General features: G+C 53.0%; 13 protein-coding genes. 9 read left to right on the forward strand and 4 right to left on the reverse strand.

Features of this window, described 5'->3' with window-relative positions:
* Positions 1-169: 169 nt before the first annotated feature.
* Together OGV38_RS17890 and OGV38_RS17895 are read left to right on the forward strand one after the other, a co-directional pair.
* Positions 170-1,789, forward strand: a complete 1,620-nt coding sequence (locus tag OGV38_RS17890) for an alpha-glucoside-specific PTS transporter subunit IIBC (RefSeq protein WP_286474271.1) — start codon at positions 170-172, stop codon at positions 1,787-1,789.
* Positions 1,786-3,108, forward strand: coding sequence for a 6-phospho-alpha-glucosidase (locus OGV38_RS17895; protein ID WP_019078008.1), 1,323 nt, complete (start codon positions 1,786-1,788; stop codon positions 3,106-3,108). The genes OGV38_RS17890 and OGV38_RS17895 overlap by 4 nt, the downstream gene beginning before the upstream one ends.
* Here OGV38_RS17895 and OGV38_RS17900 read toward each other — a convergent pair.
* Positions 3,105-3,998 (reverse strand): AraC family transcriptional regulator, encoded by an 894-nt coding sequence (locus OGV38_RS17900; protein WP_286474275.1) that lies wholly within the window; start codon positions 3,996-3,998, stop codon positions 3,105-3,107. The two genes, OGV38_RS17895 and OGV38_RS17900, sit on opposite strands and share 4 nt — an antisense overlap.
* 167 nt (positions 3,999-4,165) lie before the next feature.
* Between OGV38_RS17900 and OGV38_RS17905 the strand changes: the two genes are divergently transcribed.
* The 5 genes from OGV38_RS17905 (at position 4,166) to OGV38_RS17925 (ending at position 9,278) form a co-directional block, all read left to right on the forward strand.
* The gene (locus OGV38_RS17905; RefSeq protein WP_286474277.1) at positions 4,166-5,881 is read left to right on the forward strand and encodes a solute:sodium symporter family transporter; all 1,716 of its coding nucleotides are present in this window, start codon (positions 4,166-4,168) and stop codon (positions 5,879-5,881) included.
* Positions 5,878-7,371, forward strand: a complete 1,494-nt coding sequence (locus OGV38_RS17910) for a sulfatase-like hydrolase/transferase (protein WP_269519254.1) — start codon at positions 5,878-5,880, stop codon at positions 7,369-7,371. The genes OGV38_RS17905 and OGV38_RS17910 overlap by 4 nt, the downstream gene beginning before the upstream one ends.
* A 98-nt stretch (positions 7,372-7,469) precedes the next feature.
* Positions 7,470-7,817 carry a YidH family protein gene (locus OGV38_RS17915; protein WP_016157812.1) on the forward strand — a complete coding sequence of 116 codons (348 nt, stop codon included), beginning with the start codon at positions 7,470-7,472 and terminating at the stop codon, positions 7,815-7,817.
* Positions 7,807-8,169, forward strand: a complete 363-nt coding sequence (locus OGV38_RS17920; RefSeq protein ID WP_019078012.1) for a DUF202 domain-containing protein — start codon at positions 7,807-7,809, stop codon at positions 8,167-8,169. Before OGV38_RS17915 ends, OGV38_RS17920 begins: the two co-directional genes overlap by 11 nt.
* Positions 8,166-9,278 carry an anaerobic sulfatase maturase gene (locus OGV38_RS17925; protein ID WP_286474285.1) on the forward strand — a complete coding sequence of 371 codons (1,113 nt, stop codon included), beginning with the start codon at positions 8,166-8,168 and terminating at the stop codon, positions 9,276-9,278. The genes OGV38_RS17920 and OGV38_RS17925 overlap by 4 nt, the downstream gene beginning before the upstream one ends.
* Positions 9,279-9,290: 12 nt before the next feature.
* Here the strand turns inward: OGV38_RS17925 and dsdA are convergent, their stop codons facing one another.
* Together dsdA and dsdX are read right to left on the reverse strand one after the other, a co-directional pair.
* Positions 9,291-10,613 carry a D-serine ammonia-lyase gene (gene dsdA, locus OGV38_RS17930; protein ID WP_269519248.1) on the reverse strand — a complete coding sequence of 441 codons (1,323 nt, stop codon included), beginning with the start codon at positions 10,611-10,613 and terminating at the stop codon, positions 9,291-9,293.
* Positions 10,614-10,630: 17 nt separating this feature from the next.
* Positions 10,631-11,968 (reverse strand): D-serine transporter DsdX, encoded by a 1,338-nt coding sequence (dsdX, locus tag OGV38_RS17935; protein ID WP_286474289.1) that lies wholly within the window; start codon positions 11,966-11,968, stop codon positions 10,631-10,633.
* 229 nt (positions 11,969-12,197) lie between these two features.
* On the opposite strand from dsdX, the gene dsdC reads away from it, so the two are divergent.
* The gene (dsdC, locus tag OGV38_RS17940) at positions 12,198-13,124 is read left to right on the forward strand and encodes a DNA-binding transcriptional regulator DsdC (RefSeq protein ID WP_016155054.1); all 927 of its coding nucleotides are present in this window, start codon (positions 12,198-12,200) and stop codon (positions 13,122-13,124) included.
* Positions 13,125-13,202: 78 nt separating this feature from the next.
* Positions 13,203-14,285: a cellulase family glycosylhydrolase gene (locus OGV38_RS17945; protein WP_047358470.1), complete on the forward strand. Its 1,083-nt coding sequence runs from the start codon at positions 13,203-13,205 to the stop codon at positions 14,283-14,285.
* On the opposite strand, the gene emrD is transcribed toward OGV38_RS17945, so the two are convergent.
* Complete coding sequence (gene emrD, locus OGV38_RS17950; protein ID WP_047498775.1) at positions 14,212-15,396, reverse strand: multidrug efflux MFS transporter EmrD; 1,185 nt, start codon at positions 15,394-15,396, stop codon at positions 14,212-14,214. The genes OGV38_RS17945 and emrD overlap by 74 nt on opposite strands.
* Positions 15,397-15,408 lie beyond the last annotated feature (12 nt).

The raw sequence follows: 15,408 nt of genomic DNA on the forward strand, positions 1-15,408 counted from the left end.
CTTTTACGTAAAAAGTAGACCTCATTGCCGAAATTAAAACCATGAAAGCGATCACGAATCGCAGCGGCATGCCATGTCTGAAGGATCGCAACTTTCTATTCTCGTATCAGGCCAGCAATCACTACAAAAAAGGCCTCTCCCCTACTGGTTGTTATATGAGGATGTGAAAATGCTCAGTCAAATACAACGCTTTGGCGGCGCGATGTTCACCCCGGTGCTGCTGTTTCCCTTTGCCGGTATCGTCGTCGGTATCGCTATTATGCTGCGCAACCCGCTGTTTGTGGGTGAAGCGCTTACCGATCCCAACAGTTTGTTCGCACAAATCGTTCATATCATCGAAGAAGGTGGCTGGACGGTATTTCGCAATATGCCGCTGATTTTCGCCGTTGGTCTGCCGATCGGTCTGGCGAAACAGGCTCAGGGGCGCGCTTGTCTGGCGGTACTGGTCAGCTTTCTTACGTGGAATGACTTCATCAATGCCATGGGCATGACCTGGGGAGATTTCTTCGGCGTGGATTTTAGCGCAGACCCGACGGCAGGTAGCGGCTTAACGATGATGGCCGGGATTAAAACACTAGATACCAGCATCATCGGCGCCATTGTCATTTCCGGTATTGTTACTGCCTTGCATAACCGTTATTTCGACAAACCCTTGCCAGTATTTCTCGGTATTTTTCAGGGAACATCGTTTGTGGTGATCATTGCCTTCCTGGTGATGATTCCCTGTGCCTGGCTGACGCTGCTGGGTTGGCCAAAGGTGCAGATGGGGATTGAATCTCTGCAAGCTTTTCTGCGTTCTGCGGGTGCGCTGGGGGTATGGGTTTATACCTTCCTTGAGCGTATTTTGATTCCGACCGGGCTGCATCACTTCGTCTATGGTCCATTTATCTTCGGCCCTGCGGCGGTGGAAGGCGGCATCCAGGTCTACTGGGCGCAGCACTTGCAGGAATTCAGCCAAAGCACAGAGTCGCTGAAAACGCTGTTCCCGGAAGGGGGTTTTGCTCTGCACGGCAATTCGAAAATCTTTGGTTCATTAGGTATTGCTCTGGCGCTTTACTTCACTGCCTCTCCGGAAAACCGGGTGAAGGTGGCGGGATTATTGATCCCCGCTACGCTAACGGCTGTGTTGGTTGGGATTACCGAACCGCTGGAGTTCACCTTCCTGTTTATCTCACCCTTGCTGTTTGCGGTACACGCCGTGCTGGCGGCCTCCATGGCGACGGTAATGTATCTCTGCGGCGTGGTAGGCAATATGGGTGGCGGCCTGCTTGACCAGTTCTTACCGCAAAACTGGATCCCAATGTTCCACAACCATGCCGGAATGATGTTCACCCAGATAGCGATTGGCCTGGCCTTTACCGCGATCTATTTCACCATCTTCCGCGCGCTGATCCTGCGCTTCAACCTGAAAACGCCGGGCCGGGAAGATAGCGAAATCAAACTCTACACCAAAGCTGACTATAAAGCCGCGCGTGGGCAAACCACCGCTGCTGCGCCAGACACCAAACTGGGGCAGGCGGCCGGTTTTCTGCAAGCGTTAGGCGGCGCAGGCAATATCGAAAGTATTAATAACTGCGCCACTCGCCTGCGGATTGCGCTTCACGACATGGCGAAAACGCAAAGCGATGACGTCTTCAAAGCGCTGGGTGCACACGGTGTTGTGCGTCGCGGCAATGGTATTCAGGTCATTGTTGGTTTACACGTCCCTCAGGTACGCGACCAGCTCGAAACGCTAATGAAATCTACTTTATCAAACGAACACATCCCCATGACGGAGGCAGTATCATGAAAAAATTCTCAGTGGTTATCGCAGGTGGCGGTAGTACCTTCACTCCAGGCATCGTGCTGATGTTGCTGGCAAACCAGGACCGTTTCCCGCTTCGTGCGCTGAAATTTTATGACAACGATGGCGCGCGTCAGGAGGTGATTGCCGAGGCGTGTAAAATCATCCTCAAAGAGCAGGCGCCGGAGATAGAGTTTAGTTACACCACCGATCCCAAAACTGCGTTTACCGATGTTGATTTTGTGATGGCACATATCCGCGTGGGTAAATACCCAATGCGTGAACAAGACGAGAAAATCCCATTACGTCACGGGGTGTTAGGCCAGGAAACCTGTGGGCCGGGCGGGATTGCCTACGGCATGCGATCTATTGGCGGTGTGCTGGAACTGGTGGATTATATGGAAAAATATTCACCAAACGCCTGGATGCTTAACTACTCTAACCCGGCGGCAATTGTGGCTGAAGCCACGCGTAGACTGCGTCCAAATGCGAAAATCCTCAATATTTGCGATATGCCCATCGGTATTGAAGGACGGATGGCGCAGATCGTCGGCCTTAAAGATCGTAAACAGATGCGCGTGCGCTACTACGGGCTGAACCACTTTGGCTGGTGGACATCAATTGAAGATCTCCAGGGTAACGATTTGATGCCGAAGCTGCGTGAATACGTGGCGAAGCATGGTTATGTGCCGCCATCGAACGACCCGCATACGGAGGCGAGCTGGAACGATACCTTCGCTAAGGCGAAGGATGTGCAGGCGCTGGATCCGGACACCATGCCAAATACCTACCTGAAATACTATCTGTTTCCGGATTACGTGGTCCAGCACTCCAATCCGCAGCGTACCCGTGCCAACGAGGTTATGGATCACCGCGAAAAACAGGTGTTCGGTTCCTGCCGGGCCATTATTGAGGCGGGCCATTCTGCGGCCGGTGAACTGGAGATTGACGAACATGCTTCCTACATTGTCGATCTGGCGGCGGCCATCGCCTTTAACACTCAGGAGCGGATGCTGCTGATTGTGCCAAATAATGGTGCGATTCATAACTTTGATGATGAAGCGATGGTCGAGATCCCATGCCTGGTGGGGCATAACGGCCCGGAACCGCTGACGGTGGGGGATATCCCGCAGTTCCAGAAAGGGTTGATGAGCCAGCAGGTGGCGGTTGAGAAGCTGGTGGTCGATGCCTGGGAGCACCGCTCTTACCAGCGTTTGTGGCAGGCTATCACCCTGTCGAAAACCGTGCCGAGTGCGTCTGTAGCTAAAGCGATTCTGGATGATTTGATCGACGCTAACAAAGAGTACTGGCCGGAACTGCGCTAACCCAGTTGACCGGCATCCTCTGGGTGCCGGTCCGCATGTTTCAATACCGCCGACGGCGCATAGCCAAATTTATGCTTAAACGCTTTGCTGAAATGAAACGAGTCAAAGAAGTTAAGTATATCAGCGACCTGCCCGACCGTATTTCCCTCCTGCTTTAGCAGCGACAGCGCCAGTTCCAGCCGCGCATCCAGATAGTATTCTTTCGGTGTTTTTCCGGTATAGCGTAAAAAAAGACGACGTAGCCAGGCTTCGCTACAGGGGATAGTGGCTGCCATATCCGCCACGCTCCACCGTTTTTGTAGACTGGTATGTAGAGTGGCAATCAGTTTTTCAATCTGTATGCGCTGTGGGTCTTTTTTACCTTCGGCGTAAATAAGACAAATCCATTGATAAATTATTTTTGTGAGAAAGGCGACTGCCAGATTATTTTTTATTGAGTCTGGGGATGTAATTAATCGCGAAACTTCGGTCAGCTCCTGATTATAAATATCACCATTATAAATAATGCTTTGTTGTCGTAGAGGAATATCCATTACGCTGGTTGGTGTGAATTCCATCCAGTATTGTTCCCATACCAATCCTTCACAGTGATAAGACTGTATATCGGTTGGTTTTAAAAAGATTATACAGTTTCCGGTAAGCGTTATTTGTTCACCGCCTTTAAGAAGGATTTTTCCACAGCCCTGGACGGTGTAGACTGCAACCCATGAATTAGCAATCAGCGGTTTTTTCTTATCACGTGGCCAAATAACCCGATAATGTTCGTCGGCATAGGTGTGCCACAGCGAGATCAATGAAATCCCGCTGGAGATCACACTTTCATGAATCAACAGGGGAATATTGTACGTAGTTTCGTTTTTTACATGCGAAATTTGCATCTTTCCATTCATTTTAATTTCCCACCGGAGAATTATGCCCACAACCTGAACTTAACAGAAAAAATCTGTTCAGGGATATGACGTTTTTATTTTAAGAAATCTGACTGCCTGACCCGGCGCACATTACCTTGCATTCCCCCTACAGCTGCCGGGACATAATGAAAAATAAGGGCTATGAGATGAATACGCTACAAATTATGAGCTTTGTGGGCTTTACGCTGCTGGTGGCGCTAATCACCTGGTGGAAGGTCCGTAAAACGGATACCGGATCGCAACAAGGGTATTTTCTTGCCGGGCGTTCATTGAAAGCGCCGGTGATTGCCGCGTCATTGATGTTAACTAACCTTTCAACCGAACAGTTGGTTGGTCTGTCTGGTCAGGCTTACAAAAGCGGAATGTCGGTTATGGGTTGGGAAGTCACCTCTGCGGTGACGCTTATCTTTCTGGCGCTGATTTTTCTACCTCGCTATCTGCAACGTGGTATCGCTACGATCCCAGATTTTCTGGAAGAGCGTTACGATAAAACCACGCGAATCATTATCGACTTTTGCTTTCTTATTGCCACTGGCGTCTGCTTCCTGCCGATTGTGCTTTATTCAGGGGCGCTGGCGCTGAATAGCCTTTTTCACATCGGTGAATCGCTGAATATTTCTCAGGGCGCAGCAATCTGGTTACTGGTTATTTTGCTGGGCCTTGCCGGGATTATTTATGCGGTGATCGGCGGTTTACGTGCGATGGCGGTGGCCGATTCTATCAATGGTATAGGGCTGGTGATTGGTGGATTGATGGTCCCCGTGTTCGGCCTGATTGCGATGGGAAAAGGCAGTTTTTTACAAGGTGTTGAGCAACTGACCACCGTACATGCGGAGAAATTAAACTCAATTGGTGGAGCGAACGATCCGCTGCCGATAGGTGCAGCCTTTACCGGTTTGATTCTGGTGAATACCTTCTACTGGTGTACTAATCAGGGCATCGTACAACGTACGCTGGCTTCCAAAAGCCTCGCCGAAGGGCAGAAAGGAGCATTGCTCACAGCGGTATTGAAAATGCTCGATCCACTGGTACTGGTATTACCAGGTTTAATTGCTTTTCATCTATACCAGGATCTGCCAAAGGCGGATATGGCATATCCGACACTGGTAAATAACGTGCTTCCTGTCCCTTTGGTGGGGTTTTTCGGTGCCGTTTTATTCGGCGCGGTAATCAGTACATTCAATGGATTTTTAAACAGCGCCAGTACCTTATTTAGCATGGGAATATATCGGCGGATTATTAATCAACACGCCCAACCGGAACAGCTGGTTCGGGTTGGGCGTAAGTTCGGATTCTTTATCGCGGTAATTTCCGTGCTGGTAGCACCGTGGATCGCTAATGCACCGGAAGGACTCTACAGCTGGATGAAACAGCTCAACGGTATTTATAACGTGCCGTTGGTGACCATCATCATCATGGGATTCTTTTTCCCGCGCATCCCTGCGCTGGCAGCGAAAGTCGCTATGGGACTCGGTATCGTCAGCTACATCACCATTAATTATCTGGTGAAGTTCGACTTTCACTTCCTTTACGTACTGGCCTGTACCTTCTGCATCAACGTGGTGGTGATGCTGGTTATCGGCATTATCAAGCCGCGTGCGACGCCGTTTAAATTCCATGATGCTTTTGCGGTAGACATGAAGCCGTGGAAAAACGCCAAACTTGCCTCTGTCGGTATCCTGACCGCGATGCTCGGCGTCTATGCTGGACTGGCGCAGTTTGGAGGGTACAACACCCAATGGCTGACGATTCTCTGCTACTCAATTACGGCGGCAGTGATGATGTATTTAATTTACAGCATCTGGCAGACACGTCGTTTGGCCACTGCACTTCCTGTCTCTGACGCTAAGGATAAAGCATGACCCGCCCTAATTTCCTGTTCATTATGACTGATACTCAGGCGACCAATATGGTCGGCTGTTATAGTGGTAAGTCGGTGAATACCAATAACATTGATAGCCTGGCGGCGGAAGGTATTCGCTTCAATTCTGCTTATACCTGCTCACCGGTGTGCACTCCGGCCCGCGCTGGGCTGTTTACCGGGATTTATGCCAACCAGTCCGGCCCGTGGACCAATAACGTCGCGCCGGGGAAAAATATCTCCACCATGGGACGCTATTTTAAGGATGCGGGCTATCACACCTGCTACATCGGCAAGTGGCATCTCGACGGGCACGATTACTTTGGTACCGGCGAGTGCCCGCCCGAATGGGATGCTGACTACTGGTATGACGGGGCAAATTACCTCGCGGAACTGACGGACAAAGAGATCGGTTTGTGGCGTAACGGTCTGAACAGCGTGGAGGATTTGCTGGCTAACAATATCAATGAAACCTTTACCTGGGCGCACCGCATCAGTAACCGGGCGATTGATTTCCTCCGCCACCCTGCACGTGATGAAGAACCCTTCCTGATGGTAGTTTCCTACGACGAGCCGCATCACCCGTTTACCTGTCCCGTGGAGTATCTGCAGAAATATCAGGATTTTTATTATGACCTGGGGATGAAGGCGCACGACTCTTTGAGTAACAAACCTGAACATCATCGTCTTTGGTCTGAAGCGATGCCTTCGCCGGTAGGTGATGATGGGCGCTATCACCATCCGCTCTATTTTGCCTGCAACGACTTTGTCGATGACCAGATTGGCCGGGTTATTAATACCTTAACGCCCGTGCAGCGGGACAACACCTGGGTCATTTACACCTCCGATCATGGCGAGATGATGGGGGCGCATAAGCTCATCAGTAAGGGGGCAGCGATGTATGACGACATCACGCGAATTCCGCTGATTATGCGCTCGCCTCAGGGAGAATCAATGCAGGTAGACACGCCGGTCAGCCATATCGATCTGCTGCCGACGATGATGGCGCTGGCGGGTATTGAGAAGCCACAAATCCTGCCGGGTGAAAACATCCTTACCGTTGAAAAGCCACGCGGTGTGATGGTGGAGTTCAATCGTTATGAGATTGAACATGACAGTTTTGGCGGATTTATACCGGTACGTTGCTGGGTGACGGATGACTGGAAGCTGGTGCTGAACCTGTTTACCAGTGATGAGTTTTACGACAGACGAAACGATCCCGATGAGCTACACAACCAGATAGATTCTCCGCAATTAGCCGATGTTCGCTGCCAGATGCACGATGCGCTGCTGGACTATATGGATAAAATCCGCGATCCATTCCGCACCTATCAGTGGAGTTTACGTCCCTGGCGTCCTGACGCCGTACCGCGCTGGATGGGCGCTTTTCGCCCGCGCCCGCAAGACGGCTATTCTCCGGTGGTACGCGATTACGACACCGGTTTACCAACCCAGGGCGTAAAAGTGGAGGAGAAAAAGCAGAAGTTCTGACTACAATGCCAATTGGCGCAGATACTCATATTTGCACTTACCTGTTGGCCGGATAAGGCATTAGCCGCCATCCGGCAATGACAGCCAGAGGAGTTTGAATGAAAATTTCCCGCCTTGGAGAAGCCCCGGATTACCGCTTCTCACTGGCAAATGAGCGTACCTTTCTGGCGTGGATCCGTACCGCGCTGGGATTTCTGGCGGCGGGCGTTGGTCTCGACCAACTGGCTCCGGATTTTGCCACGCCGGTAATTCGTGAGCTTTTGGCGCTGTTGCTGTGCCTGTTTGCCGGTGGTCTGGCGATTTATGGCTACCTGCGCTGGCTGCGTAATGAGAGGGCGATGCGCCTGAAAGAGGATTTGCCCTATACCCATAGCCTGTTAATCATCAGTCTGATTTTGTTTATTGTCGCGGTGATTGTCATGGGACTGGTACTGTATGCCGGATAGCCGTAAGTCGCGACGTATCGCCGATCCGGGGTTACAACCGGAGCGAACATCGCTGGCCTGGTTTCGTACGCTTCTGGGTTATGGCGCGCTAATGGCATTGGCGCTGAAGCACAACTGGCATCAGGCGGGCTTCCTGTTTTGGGTTTCAATTGTGGTGCTGGCGATGGTGGCGATCGTTCTGTGGCGCTATACCCGCAGCCGTAATCTGATGGATGTTACGCATAGCGATTTTTCTGAATCTCGCGCGGTGCGTGACAAATTTATGATCTCCCTCGCGGTGTTATCCCTCGCAATACTGTTTGCTGTAACGCATGTCCGCCAACTTATTGCGTTTATCGGGAATTTAGCATGACAGGATGTCAGGTCATGGCCAAACCAGCCAGCTCTCGTTGTAACCTGGATTGTCGTTACTGTTTTTACATCGATAAACCCACTCAACCCGAAATGGATGACGCCACCTTAGAGACGTTTATTCGTCAGCATATCACCGCACAGCCGGGGGCTGACGTGATGTTCGCTTGGCAGGGCGGAGAGCCAACCCTCTGTGGCATCGACTTTTTTCGCCGCGTAGTGACGTTGCAAAAACAGTACGGGGAAGGGAAGAAAATCCATAACGCGTTCCAGACCAACGGGATTTTGCTCAACGACGAATGGTGTCAGTTTTTGCACGATAACGGCTGGCTGGTGGGGATTTCGTTGGATGGCCCCGCCGAGTTGCACGATGCTTATCGTGTTAACCGCAGCGGAAAACCGACTCACCATAAGGTGGTGGACGCCATTGCCAGGCTCCGTAAGCATCAGGTGGAGTTCAATCTGCTGGTAGTGGTTAATTCTCTGAACAGCCAGCGACCAGGACAGATGTATCGCTACCTACGCCAGCTTGGCACGCCTTTTTTGCAGTTCATTCCGCTGGTTGAATATGATGAAGACGGCGAGCTTACCGCCGAATCCGTCACGCCTCAGGCGTGGGGAACCTTCCTGAATTCCGTCTTTGATATCTGGGTCAGAGAAGGTATTGGCCGCGTATTCGTCCAGTTATTTGATTCAACTCTGGGCGTATGGTGCGGACACCCGGCGCAGATGTGTTCACTAAGCTCCACCTGCGGACATGCTTTTGCTCTGGAAGCGAATGGCGATTTGTATCAGTGCGATCACTATGTTCACCCTGATTTTCGCCTGGGTAATATTCATCGCACGTCGTTGAGTGAGCTCAACGCCAGCCCGTGGGCAGCGGCGTTTGGTCAGTCCAAGAGAACCACGCTGAGCGCGGAATGCCAGGCGTGTTCGCTATTACGCTTTTGCCATGGCGATTGTCCAAAGCATCGCGACAGCAGTGGAAAGAGTGCGATTTGCGGCGGATACAGCGCTTTCTTCAATCATACCGCGCCGCATATGCGCGTGATGCGTGACCTTCTGAAGCAACATCGCTCACCGATGGAACTGATGGCGATGCTGCGTTAATTTCAGCGGCGTTTAACGTCCTTTGGCCAGATACTGCGCCATTTCGGCTTCCGGCACCATGCCGCCGCCGGTCGCCCACACCAGGTGGGTGGCGTTATTGAGCTGCTCCGCGCTGAAGCCATGCATTTGCTGATAGTCAGCAGAAGCGCAAACGTGCTGCGGACCGGCCATCCCGGCCAGCGCCGATGGCTCAAGGCGAATGCTTTCTTCCTGCGCCAGCCAGCCCAGCATGTCGTACATAGTCTGATCGTCCAGGGTGTACAGACCGTCGAGCAGACGTTCCATTGCCCGGCCAACAAAGCCGGACGCGCGGCCCACCGCCAGCCCATCTGCCGCTGTCAGGTTATCGATGCCAATGTCCTGCACAGAAATCCTATCGTGCAGCCCGGTATAAATCCCCAGCAGCATGCACGGTGAATGGGTCGGTTCTGCGAAGAAGCAGTGCACGTTATCGCCGAATGCCAGCTTCAGGCCAAACGCCACCCCGCCAGGCCCACCGCCGACGCCGCACGGCAGGTAAACAAACAGCGGATGGTCGGCATCCACCACGCGCCCCTGCTGCGCGAACTGCGCCTTCAGACGCTGGCCGGCGACCGCATAACCTAAAAACAACGTGCGGGAATTTTCATCATCGATAAAGAAACAGTTCGGATCGGATTGTGCCGCCTTACGGCCCTGCTCAACCGCCACGCCATAATCTTCTTCATACTCCACGACCGTCACGCCGTGGCTGCGCAGTTTGGCTTTTTTCCATGCGCGAGCGTCGGCAGACATATGAACCGTCACCTTAAAGCCGATACGGGCGCTCATAATGCCGATCGACATCCCAAGGTTGCCAGTGGAGCCTACGGCGATGCTGTACTGACTGAAGAACTGTTTAAACTCAGGCGAAAGCAGAATGCTGTAATCGTCTTGTGTGGTCAGCAGACCGGCTTCCAGCGCCAGTTTTTCCGCGTGGGTTAGCACTTCATAAATACCGCCACGCGCTTTAATTGAGCCGGAAATCGGTAGATGGCTGTCTTTCTTCAGCAGAATTTCGCCGTTGATGCGCTGCCCATACTCTTTTTCCAGCCGCTTTTGCATCGTTGGGATCGCGGCCAGTTCAGATTCGATAATGCCGCCGGTGGCTGCGGTTTCCGGGAATGCCTGCGCCAGATACGGCGCGAAGCGCGTCAGACGAGCGTGGGCATCCTGAACATCGTGCTCTGTCAGGCCAACATACGGTAAACCTTCCGCAAGAGAGGTAGTGCCAGGGTTAAACCAGGTCGTCTCCTTGAGAGCGACCAGATCTTCCACTAAAGGATGCTGGGCGATAAGTGTTTGAATGTTTTCCATAGTCAGTCTCTTTGCGCTTAGATAATAAAGGAAAGCAGGAATGTGCAAACCAGTGCAATAACGGACGCGATAAATGTCGCGGTCGTATAATATTTGAACGTCTCATTTAGGGTGGCGCCGCAGTACTGTTTCACCAGCCAGAAGAGGGAATCGGTGACGATCGTGCAGCCAATCGCGCCGGAACCGATGGCAATGGCGATGATCTCCGGGCTAACGTTGGGGTAGAGCGGCAGCATCGGGGCCACGATTGCCGTCGCACCCATCATCGCCACTGTGGCAGAGCCCACCGCAGCATGCAGGATTAACGCCACCAGCCAAGCCAGCAGAATCGGGTGCATATGCATGTTCGAGAGGATCAGCGCGAGAGTATCCGCCAGTCCGCTGCTCTTGAGGATAGCGTTGAATGCGCCGCCTGCGCCGATAATCAGCAAAATGTTAGCAATGGAGCCAAAACCGTTTTCGGTGTGGGTCAGCAGCGCACCCATGCCAATGTGCTGACGCAGGCCGAGAATGTAATAGGCCACGAAAACGGCAATAAACATCGCGGTGATCGGGTTACCAATAAACTCCAACAGCGTATAAACCGTGCTGCCTTTCGCCATGTTCAGCTCAGCGACGGTTTTTACCAGCATCAGGCCAATCGGCAGCAGTACGGTAAACAGCGTAGCGCCCAGCGATGGCAGCGTACTTTCGTCGCGCACCTTGGGGTCGGAAAACTCAGCCGGAACCGGTTTAAACGGCAGACGGTTACCGAGGAATTTCAGATACAGCGGACCGCCGATCAGCGAGGCCATTAAGCCCACCAGTAAGCCGTAGACAATCACGGTGCCAATGTCCGCGCCCAGCTTGTTCGCCACGAACAGGGCGGCTGGATGCGGCGGCACGACGCAGTGTACTGCCATCAGCGCTGTACATAACGGAATCGCCAGCTTCAGTAGCGAGGTATTGGTTTTTTTGGCAATTGAAAAGGCCAGAGGAATCAACAGCACTACGCCGACTTCAACAAACAGCGTGATCCCGCAAATCAGCCCGACCAGTACCATAATGACGTCAGCGGAAAGCCAGCGACAGCGCTGTAGCGTCAGGCCGATACGTTCGGCCGCGCCGGATACTTCCATCATTTTGCCAAGAATGGTCCCAAGGCCGATAACCGCGGCGAGGAAGCCCAGCGTACCGCCGATGCCACTCTCAATGGCATTGACCATATCCAGCGGCCCCATACCCATCATCGTACCCACGAAGAAGCTGGCTAACAGCAGCGCCAGAAACGGGTGGAATTTGAACTTCACGATGGTCAAAACGATTAACACGATGCTTATCAGCAGCGTGCTCACAACCCAGATTTGAGAGTGCATAACTCACCTTGCCCTGTGATTAATATAGGGTTATTGGACAAAAATAAGGCATGGTCTGACAAACGATATAAATCCCCTTTCACATGAGCCAGATTGCATCAAGTAGGTGATTTACGTCTAATTACGCTTTGTTTATGCGATATGGTTCACCTTGATTCATCTTTGTGCTGATTTTTGCAGCGAACTTTTTTACACTCCGGCGAATGAATCAGGAGGACAGGAGGTGAACATGGATCCCTTACGCGAGGTCAGAAATCGGCTGCTCAACGGCTGGCAGTTGTCAAAGCTGTATACCTTTGAAGTGGCGGCCCGACATCAGTCGTTTGCGCTGGCGGCAGATGAGCTGTCATTAAGCCCCAGCGCTGTCAGCCATCGTATTAATCAGCTGGAAGATGAGCTGGGTATTCAGCTGTTTGTTCGTTCGCATCGTAAAGTGGAACTCACCCACGAGGGCAAGCGGGTGTTCTGGGCGCTGAAATCATCGCTGGATACGCTGAATCAGGAAATCCTTGATATTAAAAATCAGGAGTTGTCCGGGACCCTCACCGTCTACTCACGGCCTTCTATCGCTCAGTGCTGGCTGGTTCCGGCGCTCGGCGACTTTACCCGTCGCTATCCGTCGATTTCGCTGACCATGCTGACCGGGAACGACAACGTCAATCTGCAGCGTGCCGGGGTCGATCTGGCCATCTATTTTGACGACGCGCCCTCCGCGCAGCTCACGCACCACTTCCTGATGGATGAAGAGATCCTGCCGGTATGCAGCCCGGACTACGCTCGCCGCCATGACCTTACCGGTTCGCTGGTGAATTTACCGCACTGTACGTTGCTGCATGACAGACAGGCGTGGAGTAACGACTCCGGGACCGATGAATGGCACAGTTGGGCGCAGCATTTTTCGGTGAATCTGCCGACATCGTCGGGAATTGGTTTCGATCGTTCTGATTTGGCGGTGATTGCGGCGATGAATCATATCGGCGTGGCGATGGGCCGAAAGCGGCTGGTGCAAAAACGCCTCGACAGCGGAGAGCTGGTTGCGCCTTTTGGCGATATGGCGCTGAAATGCCATCAGCACTACTACATTACCACCCTGCCTGGCAGACAGTGGCCGAAAATCGAGGCGTTTATTCGCTGGCTTCAGGAACAGGTTAAATAAGCGGGTCGCGAATATTTTTTACGCTTTCTCGCTACACGCAAAGTGAAAAAGCATGCTAAATACGTGATATCACTCCTGATGATTTGCGTAAGGACGACCGTGTTAAAGCCGATTGTTTCCCTTTTACTGTTAGCCAGCGCCACCGTGTGTGCCGCGCAACCTGTGCTGACCGCGGCGCAGTATGCGCAGCAGCTTGGCGTTGGGATGGACGTAGACTGGGCGCGCACCGATCGGGGTATCCGTGAATTCGATCCGCTGGTGGTGCGGGATTACAGGGCTAAAGGGTTAACCCACGTGCGTATTCGCGTGGCGGGAGAGCCCACGGAGGCGCGGCTTATACATCTGCGCAAGCTGGTGGAAGCCTGCGAGCAGTATGGCGTGATCCCGATAATTGCCTATCAGGCTGACGAATATAAAAAAGATCCCAGTACCGGTAACGAAAAAGAGGTGGTTAACTGGTGGGTGGCGGTGGCGCATTACTTTGGTCAAAGCTCGCCGTTGCTGGGTTTCGACCTGATATACGAACCCTCTGATAAGCTCAACCATAATCAGGTGTCGCTCAATCGGGTGTATGACAAAACCATTCGTACTGTCCATGCCATCGACCCGCAGCGGATGATTTTTATCGCGCCGCGACTACGCGCCGCGCCGGAAGATTTGCCTGACCTGAAACTGCCGCCGCAAAGTCAGAATACCGTGCTGGCTCAATGGCATATTTTTCCGTGGGGGCCGCTGAAAAATAACGGTAAATATCCGTGGACCTCAGGCACAGCGGCAGAAAAGGCCGCTATTCGCGCCCGTATCAATACCGCCATTCACTGGCAGCAGAAAACGGGTCATGTCAGTTGGGTGGGAGGCTGGTCGCCAGGAGAAACCATCAGGAACGCGCCTTCTGCCTCGCAAATGGCGTTTGCCCGCTTTATGGCGTGCGAACTGAAAAAAGCGAAAATTCCCTATGCTATCAATGCGGATACGCAGTTTTATGATGGCGAGGAAGGCGCCTGGCGTCCGGCGCTGGAGCCGTTACTGACGACGATGATCGCGCCTGAATGCGAAAAGCCCGGCGATAAGCCGGGCCATCATACGCTTAAACCGCCTGCCCCTGATGCGACACGCGTGACGCCAGCGGAAGCCAGCAAACAAAAATCAACAGTCCCATAAGGGTCATCAGCAGGCCCAAACTGGCTTGCCCGGTCTGCGGCAGCATTGCAGAGAACCACGCCAGCACGCCGGAACCAATATTCTGTAATCCCCCAACCAGCGCACCGGCAGTGCCTGCCAGGAATGGGAAAGGCTCCATTGCGCCACTGGTTGCCAGCGGAAACAGCATCCCGGCACCGAAGAAAAACAGTGCGGCGGGAACCAGCAGCGTCCAGACGTTCATCACGTCAAACAGGCCCGGGATCCACATCATTAAACCGGCTACCAGACAGCAGATAACCGACTGCCACATCAGCGTCGAGAAACGCTTATTCGGGCGACCGGCGAACCAGGCGCCGAAAAATGCCGCCGGGATGGGCAGAATAAACAGGATACTGACCACCATGCTGCTTAAACCGAGCCTTGCGCCCAACAATACCCCGGAGCAGGCCTCGAAGACCGCAACGCCCGCCAGGCCGCCGATCAGCATCAGCACGTAACAGGTGAAAGAACTGTTACCAAACAGCGTTTTATAGCTGGCGATAAGGCGTGGACGCGGTGCGCCCGCAGGACGCGTTTCCGGCATCCAGCGCGCCATGCTAAACGTGACGCCCGCGCACAGAACCAGCAGGAAGATGTAACAGGCGCGCCAGTTCCACAAGGTATCCAGCATGCCGCCAATCAGCGGGGCCAGCAGCGGACTCACCAGAATCCCCATGTTTAACAAACTATTCGCGTGGCGCAGCTGCGTGCCTTCGTACAGATCGCGCGGTAAGGTTCGCGCCATTACACCGCCGACGCCTGTTCCCATGCCCTGGATTGCACTGGCGATAATCAGTACCGTCAGGCTGTGGGTGGTAATCGCGACCAACGTGGCCAGCATGAAAATAGACATTCCGGTAAGGATCACCGGACGGCGGCCAACGCGATCGGAAAGTGGGCCGTAAAACAGTTGTGACAGGCCGTAGGTCAGCAGGTAGGCGGCCATTACGCTTTGCACCGCTCCTTCGCGAACGTTCAGTTCACGCGCCATATCAGCAATCGCGGGGATATAAATGGTTTGCGCCATCTGACCTACCGCCACCAGTAATACCAACATCAACAACAAATTGACGCTTCTATGCCTTTTCATTTCGCTGATTAC

This window comes from Citrobacter sp. Cb080 (genome assembly GCF_030334745.1).
Classification (GTDB): Bacteria; Pseudomonadota; Gammaproteobacteria; order Enterobacterales; family Enterobacteriaceae; genus Citrobacter; species Citrobacter braakii.

Bases quoted from the DNA above. Each gene is read 5' to 3' on its own strand.
- OGV38_RS17890 (WP_286474271.1), top strand. From the start codon at position 170: ATGCTCAGTCAAATACAACGCTTTGGCGGCGCGATGTTCACCCCGGTG.
- OGV38_RS17895 (WP_019078008.1), top strand. From the start codon at position 1,786: ATGAAAAAATTCTCAGTGGTTATCGCAGGTGGCGGTAGTACCTTCACT.
- OGV38_RS17900 (WP_286474275.1), bottom strand. From the start codon at position 3,998: ATGAATGGAAAGATGCAAATTTCGCATGTAAAAAACGAAACTACGTAC.
- OGV38_RS17905 (WP_286474277.1), top strand. From the start codon at position 4,166: ATGAATACGCTACAAATTATGAGCTTTGTGGGCTTTACGCTGCTGGTG.
- OGV38_RS17910 (WP_269519254.1), top strand. From the start codon at position 5,878: ATGACCCGCCCTAATTTCCTGTTCATTATGACTGATACTCAGGCGACC.
- OGV38_RS17915 (WP_016157812.1), top strand. From the start codon at position 7,470: ATGAAAATTTCCCGCCTTGGAGAAGCCCCGGATTACCGCTTCTCACTG.
- OGV38_RS17920 (WP_019078012.1), top strand. From the start codon at position 7,807: ATGCCGGATAGCCGTAAGTCGCGACGTATCGCCGATCCGGGGTTACAA.
- OGV38_RS17925 (WP_286474285.1), top strand. From the start codon at position 8,166: ATGACAGGATGTCAGGTCATGGCCAAACCAGCCAGCTCTCGTTGTAAC.
- dsdA (WP_269519248.1), bottom strand. From the start codon at position 10,613: ATGGAAAACATTCAAACACTTATCGCCCAGCATCCTTTAGTGGAAGAT.
- dsdX (WP_286474289.1), bottom strand. From the start codon at position 11,968: ATGCACTCTCAAATCTGGGTTGTGAGCACGCTGCTGATAAGCATCGTG.
- dsdC (WP_016155054.1), top strand. From the start codon at position 12,198: ATGGATCCCTTACGCGAGGTCAGAAATCGGCTGCTCAACGGCTGGCAG.
- OGV38_RS17945 (WP_047358470.1), top strand. From the start codon at position 13,203: ATGATTTGCGTAAGGACGACCGTGTTAAAGCCGATTGTTTCCCTTTTA.
- emrD (WP_047498775.1), bottom strand. From the start codon at position 15,396: ATGAAAAGGCATAGAAGCGTCAATTTGTTGTTGATGTTGGTATTACTG.